This window comes from Pedobacter cryoconitis (assembly GCF_014200605.1).
GTDB lineage: Bacteria > Bacteroidota > Bacteroidia > Sphingobacteriales > Sphingobacteriaceae > Pedobacter > Pedobacter cryoconitis_B.
Genome location: NZ_JACHCE010000011.1, coordinates 42,543 through 61,487, shown reverse-complemented (window position 1 = coordinate 61,487; position 18,945 = coordinate 42,543). Strand labels below are relative to the sequence as shown.

Annotated in this window: 12 protein-coding genes; 3 read left to right on the top strand and 9 right to left on the bottom strand. The window is 38.4% G+C overall.

The features are described from left to right. Positions 1 to 76: 76 nt before the first annotated feature. Both HDE68_RS23850 and HDE68_RS23845 read right to left on the bottom strand, forming a co-directional pair. Positions 77 to 2,467, bottom strand: coding sequence for an outer membrane beta-barrel family protein (locus HDE68_RS23850; RefSeq protein WP_183884777.1), 2,391 nt, complete (start codon positions 2,465 to 2,467; stop codon positions 77 to 79). A 115-nt stretch (positions 2,468 to 2,582) separates the two neighbouring features. Further along, the gene (locus HDE68_RS23845) at positions 2,583 to 3,644 is read right to left on the bottom strand and encodes a helix-turn-helix domain-containing protein (RefSeq protein ID WP_183884775.1); all 1,062 of its coding nucleotides are present in this window, start codon (positions 3,642 to 3,644) and stop codon (positions 2,583 to 2,585) included. Positions 3,645 to 3,831: 187 nt separating this feature from the next. On the opposite strand from HDE68_RS23845, the gene HDE68_RS23840 reads away from it, so the two are divergent. After that, entirely contained in the window at positions 3,832 to 5,322 is a 1,491-nt protein-coding gene (locus HDE68_RS23840; RefSeq protein WP_183884773.1) for a serine hydrolase domain-containing protein, read from the top strand. Positions 5,323 to 5,348: 26 nt separating this feature from the next. On the opposite strand, the gene HDE68_RS23835 is transcribed toward HDE68_RS23840, so the two are convergent. Together HDE68_RS23835 and HDE68_RS23830 are read right to left on the bottom strand one after the other, a co-directional pair. Beyond that, positions 5,349 to 6,602, bottom strand: coding sequence for a Na+/H+ antiporter (locus HDE68_RS23835; protein ID WP_183884771.1), 1,254 nt, complete (start codon positions 6,600 to 6,602; stop codon positions 5,349 to 5,351). A gap of 44 nt (positions 6,603 to 6,646) precedes the next feature. Beyond that, the gene (locus HDE68_RS23830; RefSeq protein ID WP_183884769.1) at positions 6,647 to 7,492 is read right to left on the bottom strand and encodes a metallophosphoesterase family protein; all 846 of its coding nucleotides are present in this window, start codon (positions 7,490 to 7,492) and stop codon (positions 6,647 to 6,649) included. A 180-nt stretch (positions 7,493 to 7,672) separates the two neighbouring features. On the opposite strand from HDE68_RS23830, the gene HDE68_RS23825 reads away from it, so the two are divergent. Continuing rightward, the gene (locus HDE68_RS23825; RefSeq protein ID WP_183884767.1) at positions 7,673 to 8,275 is read left to right on the top strand and encodes a hypothetical protein; all 603 of its coding nucleotides are present in this window, start codon (positions 7,673 to 7,675) and stop codon (positions 8,273 to 8,275) included. Positions 8,276 to 8,417: 142 nt separating this feature from the next. Continuing rightward, positions 8,418 to 10,793 (top strand): outer membrane beta-barrel family protein, encoded by a 2,376-nt coding sequence (locus HDE68_RS23820; RefSeq protein ID WP_183884766.1) that lies wholly within the window; start codon positions 8,418 to 8,420, stop codon positions 10,791 to 10,793. A gap of 56 nt (positions 10,794 to 10,849) precedes the next feature. Here the strand turns inward: HDE68_RS23820 and HDE68_RS23815 are convergent, their stop codons facing one another. From HDE68_RS23815 to HDE68_RS23795, 5 genes are all read right to left on the bottom strand, one after another. Then, a complete protein-coding gene (locus tag HDE68_RS23815; RefSeq protein WP_183884764.1) occupies positions 10,850 to 11,182 on the bottom strand; it encodes a hypothetical protein in 333 nt (110 codons plus the stop codon). Positions 11,183 to 11,261: 79 nt separating this feature from the next. Then, entirely contained in the window at positions 11,262 to 12,443 is a 1,182-nt protein-coding gene (locus HDE68_RS23810) for a glycoside hydrolase family 88 protein (protein ID WP_183884762.1), read from the bottom strand. Positions 12,444 to 12,512: 69 nt separating this feature from the next. Next, entirely contained in the window at positions 12,513 to 13,757 is a 1,245-nt protein-coding gene (locus HDE68_RS23805) for an alginate lyase family protein (protein WP_260171852.1), read from the bottom strand. A 39-nt stretch (positions 13,758 to 13,796) separates the two neighbouring features. Continuing rightward, positions 13,797 to 16,259, bottom strand: a complete 2,463-nt coding sequence (locus HDE68_RS23800; RefSeq protein ID WP_183885056.1) for a glycoside hydrolase family 2 TIM barrel-domain containing protein — start codon at positions 16,257 to 16,259, stop codon at positions 13,797 to 13,799. A 2-nt stretch (positions 16,260 to 16,261) separates the two neighbouring features. Next, a complete protein-coding gene (locus tag HDE68_RS23795; protein ID WP_183884760.1) occupies positions 16,262 to 18,898 on the bottom strand; it encodes a glycoside hydrolase family 2 TIM barrel-domain containing protein in 2,637 nt (878 codons plus the stop codon). Between the last annotated feature and the right edge of the window lie 47 nt (positions 18,899 to 18,945).

Genomic DNA, 18,945 nt, shown 5'->3' with positions numbered 1-18,945 from the left:
AATATAGACCAATTTAGAATCAGTACAAATAAAAGATCTTAAATTAATCTAAATTTAGCATCCTTAAGGGCTGCTTTTAATTAGCCCTATTATTTTCAGCTTGCCCGGTCACCTTATTGCTGTAACCGGACTGACTTGATTTTCCAAAATTATAAGTTGCACTTAATCTGAAATAGTTATTGTTATTGGTCCTGTCAAAGTAGATATCAGTTTGTCCCACGTTATAATTTCCAGTGGTATTTGTCCGGCGAAAGATATCATTTGCAGTAAACCTTCCCTTGATAACATTATTGAAGAAATTCTTCTCCAGCCCCAATGTCACAGCAGATCTGCTCTTATTATAATATAATCCATAATATCTATCTCCCAGATACCAGGCCAGAACCTGAACTTTGAACAGATTACTGATGTTGAAAGTATTATTTGAATACAAGTATAATTGCGGTCTTGGTTTAACAACGACAAAAGAAAACTGATGATCTATCGACTTGCTATAACTTAAGCTAACTGTATTCATCGTGGTCCACCATTTGATATTAAAAGAGGCAGCAATAGAAGTGAAAAAGGTATGGTCTTTATCCAGATTTATTGTTTTCAGCACATAACTATTTGGCCCGTTTCCTCTTAATGCAGCCCCACTGATTGGATTTAAAGTGTAATTATAGCCAATTTTCAGGTCAAACATTTTATAATTAGTACCCAGCTCAAATGAATGAACTTTTTCCGGAACCAGGTTTGGGTTCCCTTCAATCGTAGTGAAAGGATCCTGGTAAATCACAAAAGGATTAAGAGACTGGTACCTTGGCCTTGTTATTTTAGAAACATACGAAGCACTCAGTTTAAACTGATCAGAAATAGCTGTATTGATTACCAGGTTCGGAAAAATATTGAAATAGCCGGCCTCAACGACCTGCCCGTCGCCAACCGTAGTATTTAACTGATAATTAGTCCACTCTCCCCTTACCCCAATCCCAAATTTTGTCCGGTTACTGAGCGCAGCACTGTAATTCATATAGGCAGCTGGTATCAGTTCTTTGTACTTAAAATTACTGGATAAATCAGTGTCCAGCTCGAAATCCTTCGTATTTTCAGCAACTAAAAAATTTGTACCTGAGGTGGTGTAAGCTGTACTGAATTTAGCACCAGCCTCCAGCTTACCACCAGAACCCGATATTTTTGTATAATCAAACTGTGTACTGAATATAGAGATCTGATGCCGCACATCATTCTTCAGAAATCTCAGGCCATTTGTATCATCGATAACACTAGTCTCCCCTATAAAATCATTAACATTTGTATTGAAATGCGAATATTGACTTCCTGCAAAGATTGCCGACCCCAGCGTATCCAGTTTTTTATTGTAATTTAAGATAACAGACTGGTTAAGCCTGATTTCATCTTTATCAATATTACTGGTATAAAAGCTATTGTTCTGCCTGGTCTCAATCCTATTTTGACTATTCTGACTTCCACCTAAATCTTCAAAGTTTCCACTATAGGCCAAAGAGATATCACTCTGCGGATTGATATTATACTGAACTCCCAGACCAAAATTGGAGAAGTTATTGTATTTACGTTTCCAGTCTGTGGTTAGCTCAGACTTCAAATAGTCGCTTTCAGCAGGCCTGGTTCTGGTGGTATATAAGACTTCTCTGTTTCTCCCTAAAAGTAAACCGTAATTACCGACTATTGAAAATGGTCCCATAGCATAATTCAGATCTACTAAAGTATTTGAATTGCTACCGGCAAATTCAGAAGTCGTAAACTGTTCACTGGCTGAACCAAAAAGTCCGTCATTGCTATTAACTTTTGTAATCACATTAATTACAGCTTTTCCTTCTGCATCATACTTAGAAGATGGATTGGAGATAATCTCAATCTTAGAAATTTGCGAAACAGGGATCGAAGCCATTCTTTCATTAGTAATCAGTTTACCATTCAGGTAAATGATAGCATCTCCTTTTCCAAATACCGAAATCCGGCCTTCCGTTACAATCACATTCGGCGACCTCGTTAATATTTCATTGACCGAGCTGCTGCCTGCAAGAATCGTATTGGCGACATTGACTTCCAGATTTCCATTGCTATTATACTTCATTAACTGAGGCCCGCTTCTGATCTGAACCTCGTTTAACTGGTTTTTATTTTCGTTAATGATAAGATCACCAATATCAATGACCCCCTGTCCATTATATTTCACCCTAACTGTAGTATCCGCAAATAATAAGGAAGTTAATTTCAGTAAGACCTCTTTATTATGGATACCGGAGATTTCAAAAACACCATTTGCAAAACTTAAACCCCCGATAAAAGTTGAATCTGCTGCGGACAGTACTCTGATATTGCCCATCAGGGTTTCCTGATTGGTATTGATTACTCTGCCAGAAATGGTATTGATATTTTGAGCTTGTGTTTTTGCGGATGAAGAAAGAATAAGAAGAATGAGCAGGGCGAAAATATACCTCATAAATTTTGCGGATTAAATTTGGATTCTTTACAAAAGTCCAAAGGAAATCCGGCATGCAGGTGTTGAAAACAGGAATCAGGAGTACGAATTTATAAATCAGTACTCCATAACTAACTTAAGATTTCAGGATATTCTGCTGATAATTCAATGGTGTAGTGCTTTTTAGCTTTTTAAAAGCAGCAAAAAAAGTGGATTTAGAATTAAAGCCTACCTCATAGCCTATAGACTCCAGAGTAAGGCGATTATCGGACGATATAATTTTGCAAGCTTCATTCACCCTGAATTCATTGACATAGGTAGTGAAGTTTTTACCTACGCTATCATTTAAAAACTGGGATAACTGATGACTGGAAATGTGAACCCCTTTAGATAAATCACTTAGCTTCAGGTCAGGGTTTTTGTAAAATTCTTTCTCAGTCATTATTTTGTCCAGCTTTCTCAATAAGATTCCGGCATCTTCTTCATTTACTTTTTTGACCTGGTTCTTGCTTTGGGTTACCAAAAACAAGTCGTCAGTTTTCTTTCTGTGTAAAAGAACAGAAATAGTCAGATAGAGAATAAAGGAGAAGACAATTGAACCATTGAGATAAGAGGTAAAAGGTGCATTGATCAAAGCAAGAAAATAAAAGACAAAGATGATGAGATTGCTGATATAGATCATTGAAAGCCAGATCTCGCGAGCACTCATCTGCTCATTTTTGACGAAGATTTTTGTCCATATCCCTCTGCCTGTAAAACCAGCTGCACCTACATAAAAAAGCCATTGGAGATAAATGACCCACACAAAATACCCATTCCATAACTTTGGATAATTTTGATAAGAAAACGTGGACCCCGTAGCGGCTATGATGATAAACAATATGATCAAATTCCATAACCACGTTTTTTTGATAACATTTATCCCTTCAATTGCTGATTTCAAGAAATAATAAAGAAAGGGGCCGATAAAAAAGCAGGCCGAAAGCCCGATTTGCAGATATATCTTAGGCAGGTCAGCATGAAAATACAGCAAGACAGACTTACCAATGCGCACACTTAAAGCAAGTAGTAAAGCACCCAGAAAATAATTGGAGAGATACTTTTTACTGGTAAAAAAGAGAAAGTATACGCTTAAAATAAACCCGTTGAAAGTTCCCAAAGCACTAAAGAAAAATAAGAGTTCTTTATCAGCGTTCATAAATATTTATTTTATAATCCATCACTTTTAACCACAACATCAAATAAAATTGCTTTGCTAAATTAAATAAAACTTAACAGGCAAAACGTATTAAATGGGATCATTTTTTATTCTGCTTCTGACAAGAAATTTTGTAACATAAATTAACATGAGCGATCTTATTAGCGATTTAACACCCTCAAAAAATATGAAGACCAAATATTTACGCGCTGCCATTTTATTCTTTGGAACATTTGCACCTGCTTTAACTCAGGCTCAGCAAACTCAACAGCCTGATAGTATTGATTTATTCCTCAGGCAAAGAATGCAGGCACAGCATATTCCCGCTTTACAGCTGGCTGTAATCCGCCAGGGGAAGATTGTAAAACTGAACAGTTACGGTACAGCTAATCTTGAAAATTCGATCCCGGCAACTGATCAGAGTATTTTCTCCATCAATTCAATTACCAAGGCTTTTACCGGAGTAGCCATTATGCAACTGGCTGAAGAAGGAAAGCTTAAAATCAATGATCCGATCTCTCTTTATATAGATAGCCTGCCTGTATCATGGCAAAAAATCACATTGAAGCAGGTATTAACCCATACCTCAGGCCTACCGGATATATTGGACCCCAATGAGCAGATCTTAGAAAATGCTAACGAAAACCTGGCCTGGAAAAAGGTACGGACCTTACCCCTGGAATTCAAAACAGGAGATCAGTTCAGTTACAATCAAACCGGCTATGTCATTCTCGGAAAGATCATTACTAAACTAAGCGGAGTACATTTTACTAAATTTATTGAGGATAGACAGTTTAAAGTAGCTGATATGCCATTAACCAGGTTTGGAGATTCATTTGACGTAATTCAGCATTCGGCGGGTGCCTATACAATGGTAAAATTTGTTGGCGGCAAACCAGTAAGAGGCAATAGTCCTGGTACTGCCTATATCCAGTTTCCAGTCTTTTTCAGAACAGCTGCCGGAATTTTGTCTACTGCAAAAGATATGGCAAACTGGATCATCGCCCTGAAAGATGGCCAATTATTAAAACAAAAAGCCAGTCTGGAAACCTTATGGGGCCCTGCTATCTTAAATAATGGAAAAATAGGCGGGTTCAACCAGCTTACCAACGGTTATGCACTGGGATGGCCAACAGTTTCCAGAGCAGAACATCCTGCTGTCGGACCGGTTGGTGGTGGTAGATCTGCACTATTTGTATACCGGAAGGATGACCTTTCGATTGTTGTCCTTACGAATCTGATGGGCGCTAACCCGGATCGGTTTATTGATGAAATAGCAGCCTATTATATCCCTGAAATGCATCAATCAAATGGTTTTGGCCTGGCTCCTGCTATCCGGAAATTAAGAGCTGAATTATTGAAGCAGGGTTTTGATCAGTCAGCAGCTATAGCCGCCAGACTGAAAAAGAAAGACCCATCTTTTAATCTGAATGAAGATGACCTTAATGGATGGGCTTATCAACTGCTTAGTGAAAAAGAAATAGCTAAAGCCCTTTCAATTTTCAGATTGAATGTAAAGCTTTATCCTGAAAGTGCAAATGCCTATGATAGTCTTGGAGAAATACTTGAAATTACCGGGAATGATCAAGAAGCGCTTTTGAACTATAAAAAATCTTTATCCCTGAATCCTGAGAATAAAAATGCAGTACAGCATATCAAAGCTCTTTCGGGCAGTTAAACCTGTTTTTGTAAACCCTGGCTATCTTATACCGGATCTTTTGGATTAAGGCTTTTTACGATCCAGGGTAAAGTGAGCCCCTGCCCGATCAGCGTAAACAAAACGACAACTATGGCAATAAATATAATTGCATTTCGCTGCGGGAAGGGACTTCCATCACCCAGGGTCATTGGTAAACCTATTGCTATGGCAAGCGATACGATACCGCGCATTCCAGACCAGCTGATGATCAGACTGGTATTAAAATCTAGTAATGCATGTTCAGTGATTCGTCCCTTTTTCTTACGGAAAACATTTTGCAGATTGACTTGTTGTAAAAATACCCTGGCCATGCGCAGTAACAAAGCCGCAATAGTAATGATAAATGCATAACCCACATAGGCTGGTATAAGTTCGTTATCAATATTTCTGATAATGTAAGGGAACTCCAGTCCTATCAAAATAAAGATCAGTCCATTGAGCAGAAAAATGATAATATCCCAGATAGTTCTGGATTCTGTTTTTAATTTTTCAGGAAATACTTTATTACTGAACCGCGAAATTCCAAGCCCAAGAACAACAACTGCTATCACCCCCGAAACATGCAATTCTTCTGCAACCAGATAGGTGACAAAAGGCATCAGCAGCATGAAACTGATGGTAACAATGGCATTATCCTTAACAAATCTGAGGATATAAGCTAAAATCCGGCCCATGATCAAACCGATTACAAAACCTCCAGCCATTAATAGCGCAAATTCCAGTGAAGCCTTCCATAAAACAAAAACTGAACCTGTCACAGCGGCAACTGCAAATCTGTAAGCAACAAGTGCCGAAGCGTCATTAACCAGGCTTTCTCCTTCCAATATCGTATTGGTTTTATGTGACAACCCCAAACCTTTAGTAATACTCATTGCTGCTACTGCATCAGTAGCGGAAAGGATTGCCCCAAGAACAAACGAAAGAGGCCAGCTCATACCAGGGATTAAGTAATGTGCGATTACTGCTATTCCCGTGGCTGTTAAAAAAACAAGCGAGATCGCTAAAGCTGAGATCGTATTGATATTTGTTTTAAACTCCTGAAAGGAGATGTTAAAAGCCGCATCGTATAATAATGGCGGAAGAAAAATCAGAAAAACAACATTAGGATTTAATTCAATATCAGGCAGTCCCGGAATAAAACCAACTGCTATACCTGCAATGATTAATAATATTGGATAAGGTAACCGGATTTTATCAGCAATTGCTGATAAACCGATCATCACTGCAAGAATAAATATGACAATGCTGTAATTTTCCATTATTTATGCAATTAAAGCATTGTCCTATTTATTAGCTAATTTTTTTAAAATGAAGTTTCATTCAATAAAGGGCTTTTACTTGCGTTAACCTGGTAAGTGGTGATTTTATTTGCTTCATCGACCTCAACAATCCGGTACCCGCGATAACTTGTCCCCCAGTTACCGCCAATATGTGAGTCAAAGAAATGTGGTAATTTATTGGTGTAAAATACAGCATCCAGGTTATGGTCATGTCCATGAAAAACAGCCTTCACATTTGGATAACTATGTAATAAACTAACCGTTTCCGGACTGTCTACAAAAGAATTTTCCGGAACCCAGAGATGCGGCGGAATATGTAAAATAACAAAAACAGTCTTCAGATCTTTGAATTTCTCAAGTTCCCGCTTCATAAAATCAGCATTGGGCGCAATATAGGTTCCTTTGGTATTGGAAGTATTGGCCAATATGAAACCAATTCCATTATTTTCAAAAGAGAAGTTGTCTTCGTAACCAAATACGGATTTCCAGGTAGCAGTATCTGCATGGTCATGGTTTCCCGGAATAGCATAAAAAGGAACTTTTAGACGGTCATAATAATTATTTTTCACCTCTTTTAACAGTTCTGGCCTGTCATGTACCAGATCACCATTAATAATTACAAAATTCAACGGGCTCACATGATGTGCTTCATTAAGCCATTGGATTATATTTTCATGGTCCTTTTTAAAAGGAGTATCCGGCTGACCATAATGGCCGTCGGAGGCAATAGCGAAACGCAGTTTTAGTTTACCTGCAGAATTACTCAGCACATGCTGTTCAACCGGGTCTAATGCAGAAACTACCCCTGGAATACCTGCCAGTGCAATACTAGCTAAGCCGCTTTTAATAAATAATCTTCTTGATGACATATTACAATTGTTTGATCCCTTTCTTATGCTCTATTATAGATTGATAAAAATATCGATCCTCTGTTAATTTAACTATCCTTTTATATGAAGTTCAATCTTTCTTCAAGTGAAAAAAATTGAATACATTAATTTTTTGATTCATTAATTCACCTATATTCACAGAAATTTCAATAAAAACCCATGAAGAAAACATTATTATTAAATCTATTAATTATTTATGGAGTCAGCTCCTCATTTGCGCAGAATCAAAATGTCAAAGACTTATATTTTGATTATACACAAACCAGAATGGATGATTCAAAAAATCCGGCAACAACAGAAACAGCCTTATCACTGTTAAACCGTTCCTCAGAATTAAACGAAAAGCAAATTGCAAATATCAGTTTTCATCTTGGAAGAATATATGAAGCAGCTGGTTCTCCAGAAAAGGCTATTCCACTTTATGAAAATGTTATCAGATTAGTTCCTGGTTATTATGTCACCTATCGTGCATTAGGCTATATCAATTTAAAAAAATGCAATGTTTTAGGCCAGAAGGTTGCTGAATCGGCAAAGCTTAAAGATGCGGTCCTGAATAATGAAAGCTATAAAGCGTATAAAATTCAGGTATTAAAAACAATTGCTTTGTTTGAAAAGTCAGAAGCCTGTGAAGCAGATGAAAGAACTCATGATATACTGGCTACGCTTTATAAAAGCATTAAGGATACGACTTCTCTGGCAAGCCTTCCTGCAAGACTAAATGTACTCGGTAAAGATTGCATTTCCCTTCTTGAAGATGAATAGCTCATTATAAGACAATTAACAAAAGTCGAACGCCTTAAAAAAAAGTCGGACTGTTTTTTTGAAAAGAAAATAGTCCGACTTTTTTTGTCGGTCGTGCAACCGCCCTTTCTAAGGCAGATTTGTATTCATAAAGCAAAAGCATATGAAAACAATCATCTTATACGCCTTATTAAGTTTACCATTATGGGCAAGTTCTCAAATACAATTCAAAGGAAATGTAACAGGTAATCACGAACCTGTAATCTGGGCAAATGTAATTTTAACAAACCCAGAAGGCAAAGTAGCTGCAGGAACATTAACCAGAGAGGATGGTTCTTTTGAAATGAAAGTCAATAGCGGTTCTTATCATATAAAGATCAGTTACCTCGGATTTACTGCATGGGAGAAAAACATCTCTATAGAAAAAGACACAGATTTAGGCAGCATTGAACTACAAAAAAACAAAGATCTTAATGAGGTCAGAATTGTAGCTCAAAAAAAAACAATTGAGTATAAAACAGACCGCCTTATTTTCAATGTTGCAAATAGTATTTCCGCATCAGGTGGTTATGCGCTGAATGCCATCAGTGCAACACCGGGCGTAATCGTTCAAAATAATACAATCAGCATATTAGGTAAAGGTGCATCCCGTGTCATGGTAGACGGCCGTATGATTGAACTAACTGGTGATGAACTGATGAACTATCTCAATTCAATTGCAGCAAGTGACATTGCAAGTATTGAGGTCATGAATAACCCTGCTGCAAAATATGAAGCCTCTGGAAACGGCGGACTGCTCAATATTATCTTAAAAAAAGGAGTCCGGGATTCCTGGAAGAACTCAACCGCACTTTCTTATGATCAGAGTACCTATAGCTTTTTCACCTTAAGAGATAACTTTCTGTACAATAAAAACAATTTAAAGTTCTCCTTGAATGCAGGTGGTAAAATAGGATCTGTTCAAGAGACAGAGGGTTTAAACACTTATTATCCGAACGGATTATGGGCATTGAACCGGGTAGGAAAACAAAAACAGGATAACTTATCCGGAGGGTTCATTCTGGACTATGACATTTCAAACCGGATCACAGCCGGAATACAATATAGCGGAAGTCAAAACAGTCCTGATTCCAAAGATCTGACGGTCATAAAAATCAGAAATACAGGTAACCAGATAGATTCTCTACTCATGAATGATGGGTCCAATAATTTGAGTAATGCCAGCCAAACTTATCATGCGCACGTAATCACGAAGCTGGATACATCAGGAAAAAAAATATCCGTTGATCTTGACTACTTCACCTATAATTCAAAAATTGACAACAACTTCGTCACTAAATCTTTTTTACCTGACATGACGTTTTTAAATATCAGTCAGTCAGCAAGAAACATTGCTGCACAGGATATCAATAATTACAGTATCAAAGTTGATATGGAAAACCCCTTAAAATTCCTGAACCTCTCCTATGGTACTAAATTAAGCTTTATAAATAGTAAAGCAGACATCAGCTATTACAATACCAGTACTGGTGATGCCATTTTAGATGCTTCCCGTTCCAGCACATTCGAATACAAGGAGAACAATCAGGCCATCTATATCAATGGAAATAAAAACATAAACAGCAAATTAAGTTTACAACTAGGTTTGAGACTGGAAAATATACAGACCAGCGGATATTCAGGTACTTTAAATCAAAAGACTTTAAATAGCTATCTCAAGTTATTTCCTACAGTTTATCTCTTCTATAAAGAAAATGTAAACCATAACTTCTTATTGAATTACGGAAGAAGAGTTAACAGACCAGTTTTCAGAGACTTAAACCCTTTCCGTTCTTATATAAATAGTAAAAGCTATTCAGAAGGAAACCCATTTTTACAACCTTCATATCATGATAATTTTGATTTCATTTATATATATAAAGGAAATCTGAGAACTAACTTATTCTTTAATATCACCTCTGATGGTTTTGGTATTATATTCAACTCTGATCCACGGACAAATACACAGGTCATCAGCAGAAAGAACTATTTCAAAGAATACTATTATGGTTTAGGAGAAAGCTATACAATAAATATACTGAGTTGGTGGCAAAGTCAAAACATGGCTTATCTGCTGGGCTCAAAAAGCATATTTAATACGATGGTGAATGCAATTCCAAAAAATAGTGCTCAATTGTATTTAACAAGTAATAACACCTTTTCGTTAAGCTCTTCAACAAAATTGCAGGCAGATTATGCTTATAGTTCTTCCGTTAAAAGAGGGTTATATGAAACCGGACAGCTATCAGGATTGAACATAGGAATCAAACAAGCACTGCTTAAAGATAAATTACAGCTATCATTGCTGGTGAATGATGTATTTAACAATGCTTATCTAAAAGATTATACATCTGTGGTCAATGCGGTCAGACAAGTTTATAGCCAGAATAATAGCAGCAGATTTTTCAGGTTCTCTTTGACTTATAGCTTTGGAAATGATCAGATCAGTATCAAACAAAGGAGCCCTGGAAATGAAGAAGAAAGAAAAAGAACCAATTAAATCAAACAGGCCGGTCATTGATGAATGACCGGCCCGTTTTAAAGGTCTTTTATATCCTATTCTTTGTATTTAATCGCCTCCGATTTAAAAAATGGAGTGGAATCTTTACCGCCGGTAAAGTCTACGCCAAGAATAATAACACCATCAGCACCAATTTTTTTTGCTTTATTAATGATCCCTTGCTTTGCGTCATTCTCATTAGCACTTGCCTGACTAGAAATATGTCCAATTACTCTGTAATCTTTCTTCACATCTTTGGCAGCATAAAAAACATCCACATTTTCAGTGGGGGTGAATGTATCTCCAATATAAGAAGTAGGTAAAGCGCAAGAACTAAATATAGCTGCGGTAATGACCATCAGGAGAAAGTTGTTTTTGAATACCTTCATGAAATACGATTTAAACATAAATAAAGATATGCTTTAAAGAACAAAATACAAGTTAAAACGATATCAGGTATCATTAAATTTACTTCCCGCCTTTGCTTCTTGCCAATGCCTCTAAATAATAATAATCAGCATAAATAATAGGTACATCAATTTCAGATTTGGCAGGTTTATGTCCTGTACTATGAACTAATATAAAGCCTTCGTTAGCTCCTGCTTTACTTGTATATTTTTCAGTCAGATTATTCAGGATCTGATCTGCTGTTTTTCTATAGTTTTTAGCCTGCTTACTATACCCGCTCAATTCATACAATCCAGAAGCTATAATTGCTGCTGCTGAGGCATCTTTTTCTGTATTTGGAATCAATGGGTCATTAAAATCCCAGTAAGGTACTTTATCGGCCGGAAGCGCTGGATTAGTCAATATAAATTTAGCAATGTCTTCTGCCTGTTTTAGATATACTTTGTTTTTTGTTTCGCGGTAACACATCGTATAACCATATAATGCCCATGCTTGTCCGCGTGCCCAGGAAGAGGAATCATTTAATCCCTGAGCAGTTCCCTTCCATTGCACGGCACCTGTTTTTGGATTATAATCAACTACATGGTAAGAGCTGTGGTCTTTACGGAAATGATTTTTAAGCGTCGTATTGGCATGGCTGACAGCAATTTTATAAAACGAAGAATCACCAGTTAGTTTTGTTGCTTCAAAAAGTAACTCCAGGTTCATCATATTGTCAATAATCACAGGAAATTCCCATTTATCAGCATTATGGTCCCATGAACGGATTACCCCTGCTACAGGATTAAATCTTTTGGAAAGACTTTTTGCGGCTTGTATAATCACACTTCTGTAACTGGTATCACCAGTTAGACGATAACCATTTCCATAACTGCAGTAAATCATGAATCCTAAATCATGTGTACCGGTATTGTATTGCTGAGGCGCCAGTTTATGCGTAAATTCTTTAGCTGGAGCCAGCCATTTCGGATCTTTCGTCAAATCATATAAATACCATAACATACCGGAGAAAAAACCACTGGTCCAGTCCCGCCCAACTACTAATTTCAGCTGACCATTTTCCAATGTGCGCGGTGCAATTAATTTAGCATCCCCTGCTGTTGCAGCTTCTGACTTTTCAAGTAAGAGGTCTACCTGCTTTTCTGCAGGGACAAGTGCTTTCGCAACATCCACGTTTTGTGCTTTTACCGCGGCAGTTAAACTCAGTAATACGGCCAGTGTTAAGTTTATTTTCAGTTTCATATGTTGTATATTATTAATGCTCGGTTTTATAAATTATTTTAAGGTGAACAGGCTGTTTTCAGAGCCAGTCTACATCCAGATGAGTGGATGCCGGATAGGCAGGTTTCTGATGACTTCTACAACCTGCGGATTATGGTCCAGCTTTTCCCAGGTGCTATACCATGATTTTTCCTGATAAGCATTTGCGCCAAATAGCAGGAAAGGCTGTGCAACAGGCCAGTTGTCCCAATACATCACATCGGGTTTCAGGCTCCATTTACTTTTATCTGCAATGAAAGGGTACAAATAAGAAATCCCAAGTTTTATAGATTTACCATCTGCTGTTTTAAAATCCCACAAATTATCCGCTGGAGTAGATAAAATCTGGCATAATATGGTCATTGCATCCAGATTGAATATAGCATATCCATAAGGCTTTGTACGTGCCATTTCTAAAGGGAAACTTCCGTCAGCGCCCATTTGGTTAGGCAATAAAACTGTTTTATACCTTACCCGCATAGCATCCAGCAGTGCCTGATCATTGCATAATTTGGCAAAAGAAGCGACCTGAATGGCCCAGCAGGTAGCATGATTATTTTTAACCTCTTTCTCCTGAATACCAGGTTTACTGGTATTTAACCAGTTATTATAACTCACAAACCATGCTTTGATGTCAGCAGCGATCTGAGGATCAAAAGCAACGGCTTTTTCCATCACGATCATACCTTGTGCAACTTCCATCAAATGGATCGTATCAATAATACCATAATTGCGTCCTGTGAATTTCCCTTTAACTGCCTGTGCAAAATTGAGATTCGGGTTCATCAGGGTTTCAGGATTAACAAACCAGGCTTTTAAATGAATAACAGCTTGTTTAACATATTTTTCATCTCCCGTTAATTTGTAGGCAGAAGCCAAAGCGCCGATTACTTTACTTAAACGGATCATTGCTTTACGGTGTTCTACAAAATTATCAGGATTGGTTAATCCATCTCTGTTAATATATGGACCATCCGGGTTTTGAGGGTCAGGCCAGAAATAATCGGCCTCAGAAAAGAAGTCATGTTTGCCTCCCGCACTTCGCGGTGATGAAGCAGCAGTTATGGTAACCGGCTTTTGTGTCATTGCCCAGGCTGCTTCTGCCAGAATTTGTTTCCGCAGCAAAATTGCAGCAGCTTTACCGGCACTTTCCCTTTCCGGCAATTGACAGGATCTTGTTAATGTATGCTGATGATAGTCCGCGGCCTGTTCATGGGCAGCGTGGCTTTCAGCAGTCATTGCTGCTGGACTTATAGAAATGGCAGCGGCCGATAAGACAGAGAATATTACGTTCATAACTCAATAATTAAATCAACGGTTTTAAATATTTAACGCTTAAAGATTAGTAAAAGCAACTGGTAAACCTTCAGACTGTACAGCAACTACACTTTTCCCTTTATTCAATTTCACACTGATCATTGCACGGCCATTATAGACCTGTACCTTTCTTGAACCCGAAGAAGTCCCTAAATCATCTATCAGTTTACCATCTCCTGCTAATGAAAAGTTAACCCAGTTCGTAGCATCCAGACATTGCACATTTTTATCATCATATAATTTGACTTCTACAGTGGCGATATCATCCTGCTGACTGATCTTTGTTAAAGTTAGCTTTACAGGTTTAGTCCATTTTTCAGTCTGATAAGTGAATTTAATTTCATCCTTCACCGTTACCTTTCCCTTTTTAGCGATTACTGAAACCACATTCTCTCCCTGAACAAAAGGAAGGTTCCAGCGTAATCCCGCAGCAGGAAAGTCCTGGCTATTTCTTTTTTTAACACCAAAACTTTTACCATTCAGAAAAAGCTCAGCTTCGGTACAGTTTGCATAAACCTTAACCATTTTCTCTTCTCCCTGCTCTCCCCACCTAACCGGCCAGCTATGCCCGTAAATATGTACCATAGGCTGCGTTGTCCAATAAGACTGAAAAACATAATAAGCTTCTTTTTTGGTCAGATCTCTTTCTACAACACCTTTTTGGTTCATATAAGGGATTGGATTATCCGGCCTTACAGGTGTAGAAAAATCTTTAAATGGCCAATAGGCTGTTCCGCTTAACCAGGGCATAGTCTCCTGTTCTTTCAAGTGCCAGTCTACCAGGTTAACCAAATAAGATTCACTCCAGTCACCATCTTTAGAAATTCTGGCTGCACCACCAAATAAAGAGGCATCACCGGCACGTTCATCAGCACCCATTCCAGTTTTGATTTTACTCAGCACTTTATCCGGATTTTCTGAATGACGCATCGCATGGCTGTCCCCTCCCCATTCCACATGAATGAAACGTTTCACCTTTTTAAACTCTTCTTCGCTTACACCTTTATAATCAGTATAATTACCACGATACCAGCCTGCCCATATAGAGGGTGAATACACATCTACAATGTCACTGCAAAAGTCACATCGCCTAATGGCAGTTGAACGTGAAATATCAAGCTGATGGGACAGCTCGTTGAGTTCTTTCATGAATGCCCTGATTTTTTGTTTATCAAATTCAGGGAAATCACCCGGCCAGTCATTTTCATTGCCTAATCCCCAAATAATCACTGAGGCATGGTTATAATGCTGTTCGATCATGTTGGTCAGCATTCTGCGGGCCTGTTCTTTGTAAACATCCCCACCCAGACCACCACGGCACCATGGAATTTCTTCCCAAACCATAATCCCCAGACTATCGCAAAGATTAAGGACAATACGGGACTGCTGATAATGTGCCAGACGGATAAAATTAACCCCCATATCTTTCATCATGACCATTTCTTTACGGATTTCATTTTCTGTCATTGCTGCTGCTACACCCGCATGATCTTCGTGACGGTGTGTGCCTTTCAACAGTAAACGTTTTCCGTTAAGCATGAAAGGCCCTTTTTCTACAAACTCAAAGTTTCGGAAACCGATTTTCTCTGTGCCTTTCGCTATGCCCGCAGACGATTGAATTTCGTATTGCAGTGTGTACAATAACGGCTGATCTGCAGACCATAATACAGGTTTTTTCACCTGTAGATCCCATAACTCAGTATCATTGGATAAGTTGTTTACTTTCTTTTCAATTTTAGCAACTACCTTACCTGCCGGATCGACTAGTTTCAAGAATAGCGTCCCGCTGCTTATTTTGTCAGGATTATAGAATCTTGCTTTAACACCTAACTGCCCTGTCTTCCCTGCGGCATCTACTGCTGCTTTGGCAAAAATTTTATCAACTGATAGTGCAGGTGTATAAACCAGGTTCAGGTAACGGTAAATACCACCGTAAACGTTAAAATCAGAAAGATCTGAAGGAATTAATTCCAGATCCCTTGAATTATCGGTACGGATAGATACCGGCACTTTGCCTTTAAATTGTTTCTTGTAAACTTCTGTTTTTTTGAAAGCATTTACCGCATCCGTAATATCTACAGACCATTCATCATAACCACCAACATGTGAGCCGACTTTTGTCGTATACACATAAACTTCGGTTTTCTGTCCTGCGCCTTCAAAATGCAATAAAGTACGGCCATTTTGATAAGGATTAACAACATCCAGAGTGGTACGGTACCAGGATGGTCCCTGGTAATAGTTGACATCAGGGTCAACCGCATCTGTGGCATTTACACAATGTGGTAAATTTACAGCTTCCCAAAGTGGTACACTTTCAGGATTTCCCTTCCCCACAGGACGGACAGCTTCCCAGATACCGCCTAAATCCTGTTTTAAAAATTCCCAGTTATGGTTTAACCGTTTAGATTCCTGTGCCTCTGCCGGAGTTAATCCAAGCAGAGATCCAAGAACAACAAACACACAAAAATATTTAATCATCATTAATAAATTTTTCTAAGCTGTAAAGCGTTTAATACGGGTACCCCTGCTATTGGTCTGAAATCTAAAATGATCCCCTTTCCACCTTGCACGGTAACGCGCGTTTTTTTCTTTACTGCAGTTGTATATCCATAATCAGCAGCAAGGTTGAGGTTTTCCAAAAAGGTCTCCCCGTTAATGTCTACACTAAAAATCCGCTGTTTAACCTCTTCTTTCTGATGGTTATTATCTAAATTATAAGCCAGGGCTTCTTTGGTTGCCCCGCCAATCAATTCTGCAAAATGAAACGTCAGTTCATATTCACCATCGGGCACATCAAACCTGAATTGTTTGATACTTACCTGCTGGGTTTGATAAACCGGATCATGATCAGTTTCCAGGATATTCTTATCACTTCCATAAGACATCCGGTTATTCGTACCTTTAAAAGCTTCACCTCCTATATATCCCCAGCTACCTTTTTTATAAGGCTGATCCGGCATCCAGATCTGATGTTCTGTTTCGTCTGTATAAAAGCGTTTTGAACCCAGCAAAATATTCATCTCCTTTACAGGAATGTTCTCATCGGTAAAATTGAATGGCTGTAAGGTAAAATCTACATCAAGCTCATCGCTGTTTTGTCCTGCTGTAACCTTTAACTTATTCAACCCGTTGCCGAAAGGGACATTCCAGGTGCAGACATGATCTACTGCATCTTTCAGCCCTAAACTTTTTCCATTTAAAAATAGTTCTGCTGTTTTCAGATTGGTCGTCACCTGCAGGGGCTGGGTAGAGAATAAGCTTGCGGAATCGGCAATTCCTGTTCTGTTTTTCCAGGCTGCTGACGCTATTTTCAGAAATGGTCTGTTCAGCAAATAAGCCTGGTAAAGAAAATAAATATCTTTTGGCTCCCGGCCTAAAGTCAGCAAACCTTTATTGTTAACATGAGGCATAGTCTCTTCACGGGTTTCGGAATTAAAATCTGCTAAATTCCAGACCATAGCCCCGCTTACAAAAGGTTTTTTGAGAATATCATTCAAATAAATCTGGTTGAATTTTACGGCATACTCCTGACTCTTATCAAACCTGACTGGCGCAAACGAATGGATACGCGGATCTGCATCGGCACCATATTCAGTAACCAGCATTGGTTTATCTGCTAATTCTTTGTGATGATGATCTAAGAATTTACCAAAATCATCAATATTACCTGAATACCAGCCAGAATATAGGTTCCAGCCAACAATCATAGGGATTTTAGTCAGACCTATTTTATGATAACTATCAAAAGCACCATGATTTGCTATCATTGTATATCTCGAAGGATCTTCTTTCCGCGTCAGGCTATCCAGCGTTTGTGCAAGCTGAACGATATGTTTAAAGTAAGTAGCTTGTCTGTTTTTATCGTCTGTAAACTTAGGCCGCAGCAAAATCTCATTCATATAGGCCCAGATCACCACACTCGGATGGTTAAAACTTTGTCTGATCATCTCGACCTGCATGTTTTTGCAGTTCTCCGTAAAAGCAGCAGATTCTGTAATTGTATTGATCACCGGGATTTCTACAGAGGCCAGAATACCTAAACGGTCACAAGCTTCCAGAATTTGAGGGTCCTGAGGATAATGGGCAACTCTTAGAAAATTACCGCCCATTTTTTTCAGTAATTCTACATCTCTTAGCTGTAAAGCATCAGGAACAGCATTTCCCATATCTTTATAATCCTGATGACGGCTTGCCCCCATCAGTTTTAACGATTTCCCATTTAAGAAAAATCCCTTTTCTGCGTCAAATTTAAACCAGCGAAAACCCAGTGGATTTGAAACCTGATCTAAAACATTTTTAGATTTAACAGCTATAATTTTGGAAATCACCTTATATAAATACGGATCTTCCGGAGACCAGAGATGAGGTTTCTGTACACTTTTAAAGTCCTGTGAAATAACAACAGACTGTTTAGCAGGGATGGTCAGGATATTTGATTGTGTGGCAATTACCTTTCCGTCAGCGTCTATCAGCTCAGTTTGTACCTGTATTTTAGAGGCTGCAGCTGAAGAATTTTCAAGTAAGCTTTTCACCTTAACACTTGCAGTTTCATTTGATACTTCAGGTGTAGTCACATATACGCCCGAAGTATTGCCATGATCATTTTCAGAGAAATGAACAGGGTCTGTAACCAGCAGGTTCACATTTCTGTAAATACCTCCAAAAAAAGTAAAATCTGCTGTTAAAGGAGCAATGTCTTCATTAAACCGGTTCGTTACTTTCACCTGTACCTCATCATCCTGATAATTCAGGAAACGGCTAACCGGAATAGTGAACCTGGTATATCCACCGATGTGGCTTCCTGCAAGTTTTCCGTTGACATAAATTTCGGCTTCCTGGTTTACCCCATTAAAGACAAGGAAAACTTCTTTGTCTTTAACAGGTCCATTAAACTTAAGCTTTCTTTTATACCAGCCGGTGCCCCTGTAATAACCAGGTTCATCGTCCATGATATCCTGAACATTCCACGTATGCGGAATGCTCAGGTTTTGCCAGTTCAGATTCGGGGAAGGGGCCTGACCTATAGACTGGTCTTTGCTAAACTTCCATTGATCATTTAAACTGATCAGTTTTGTCGTTTTGTTTTGAGCGTAGCTACTGGATACGCATGTGAACATGCATGGTATCAATAGGGAGATAAGGTGTCGGCAATTATATTTCAAAA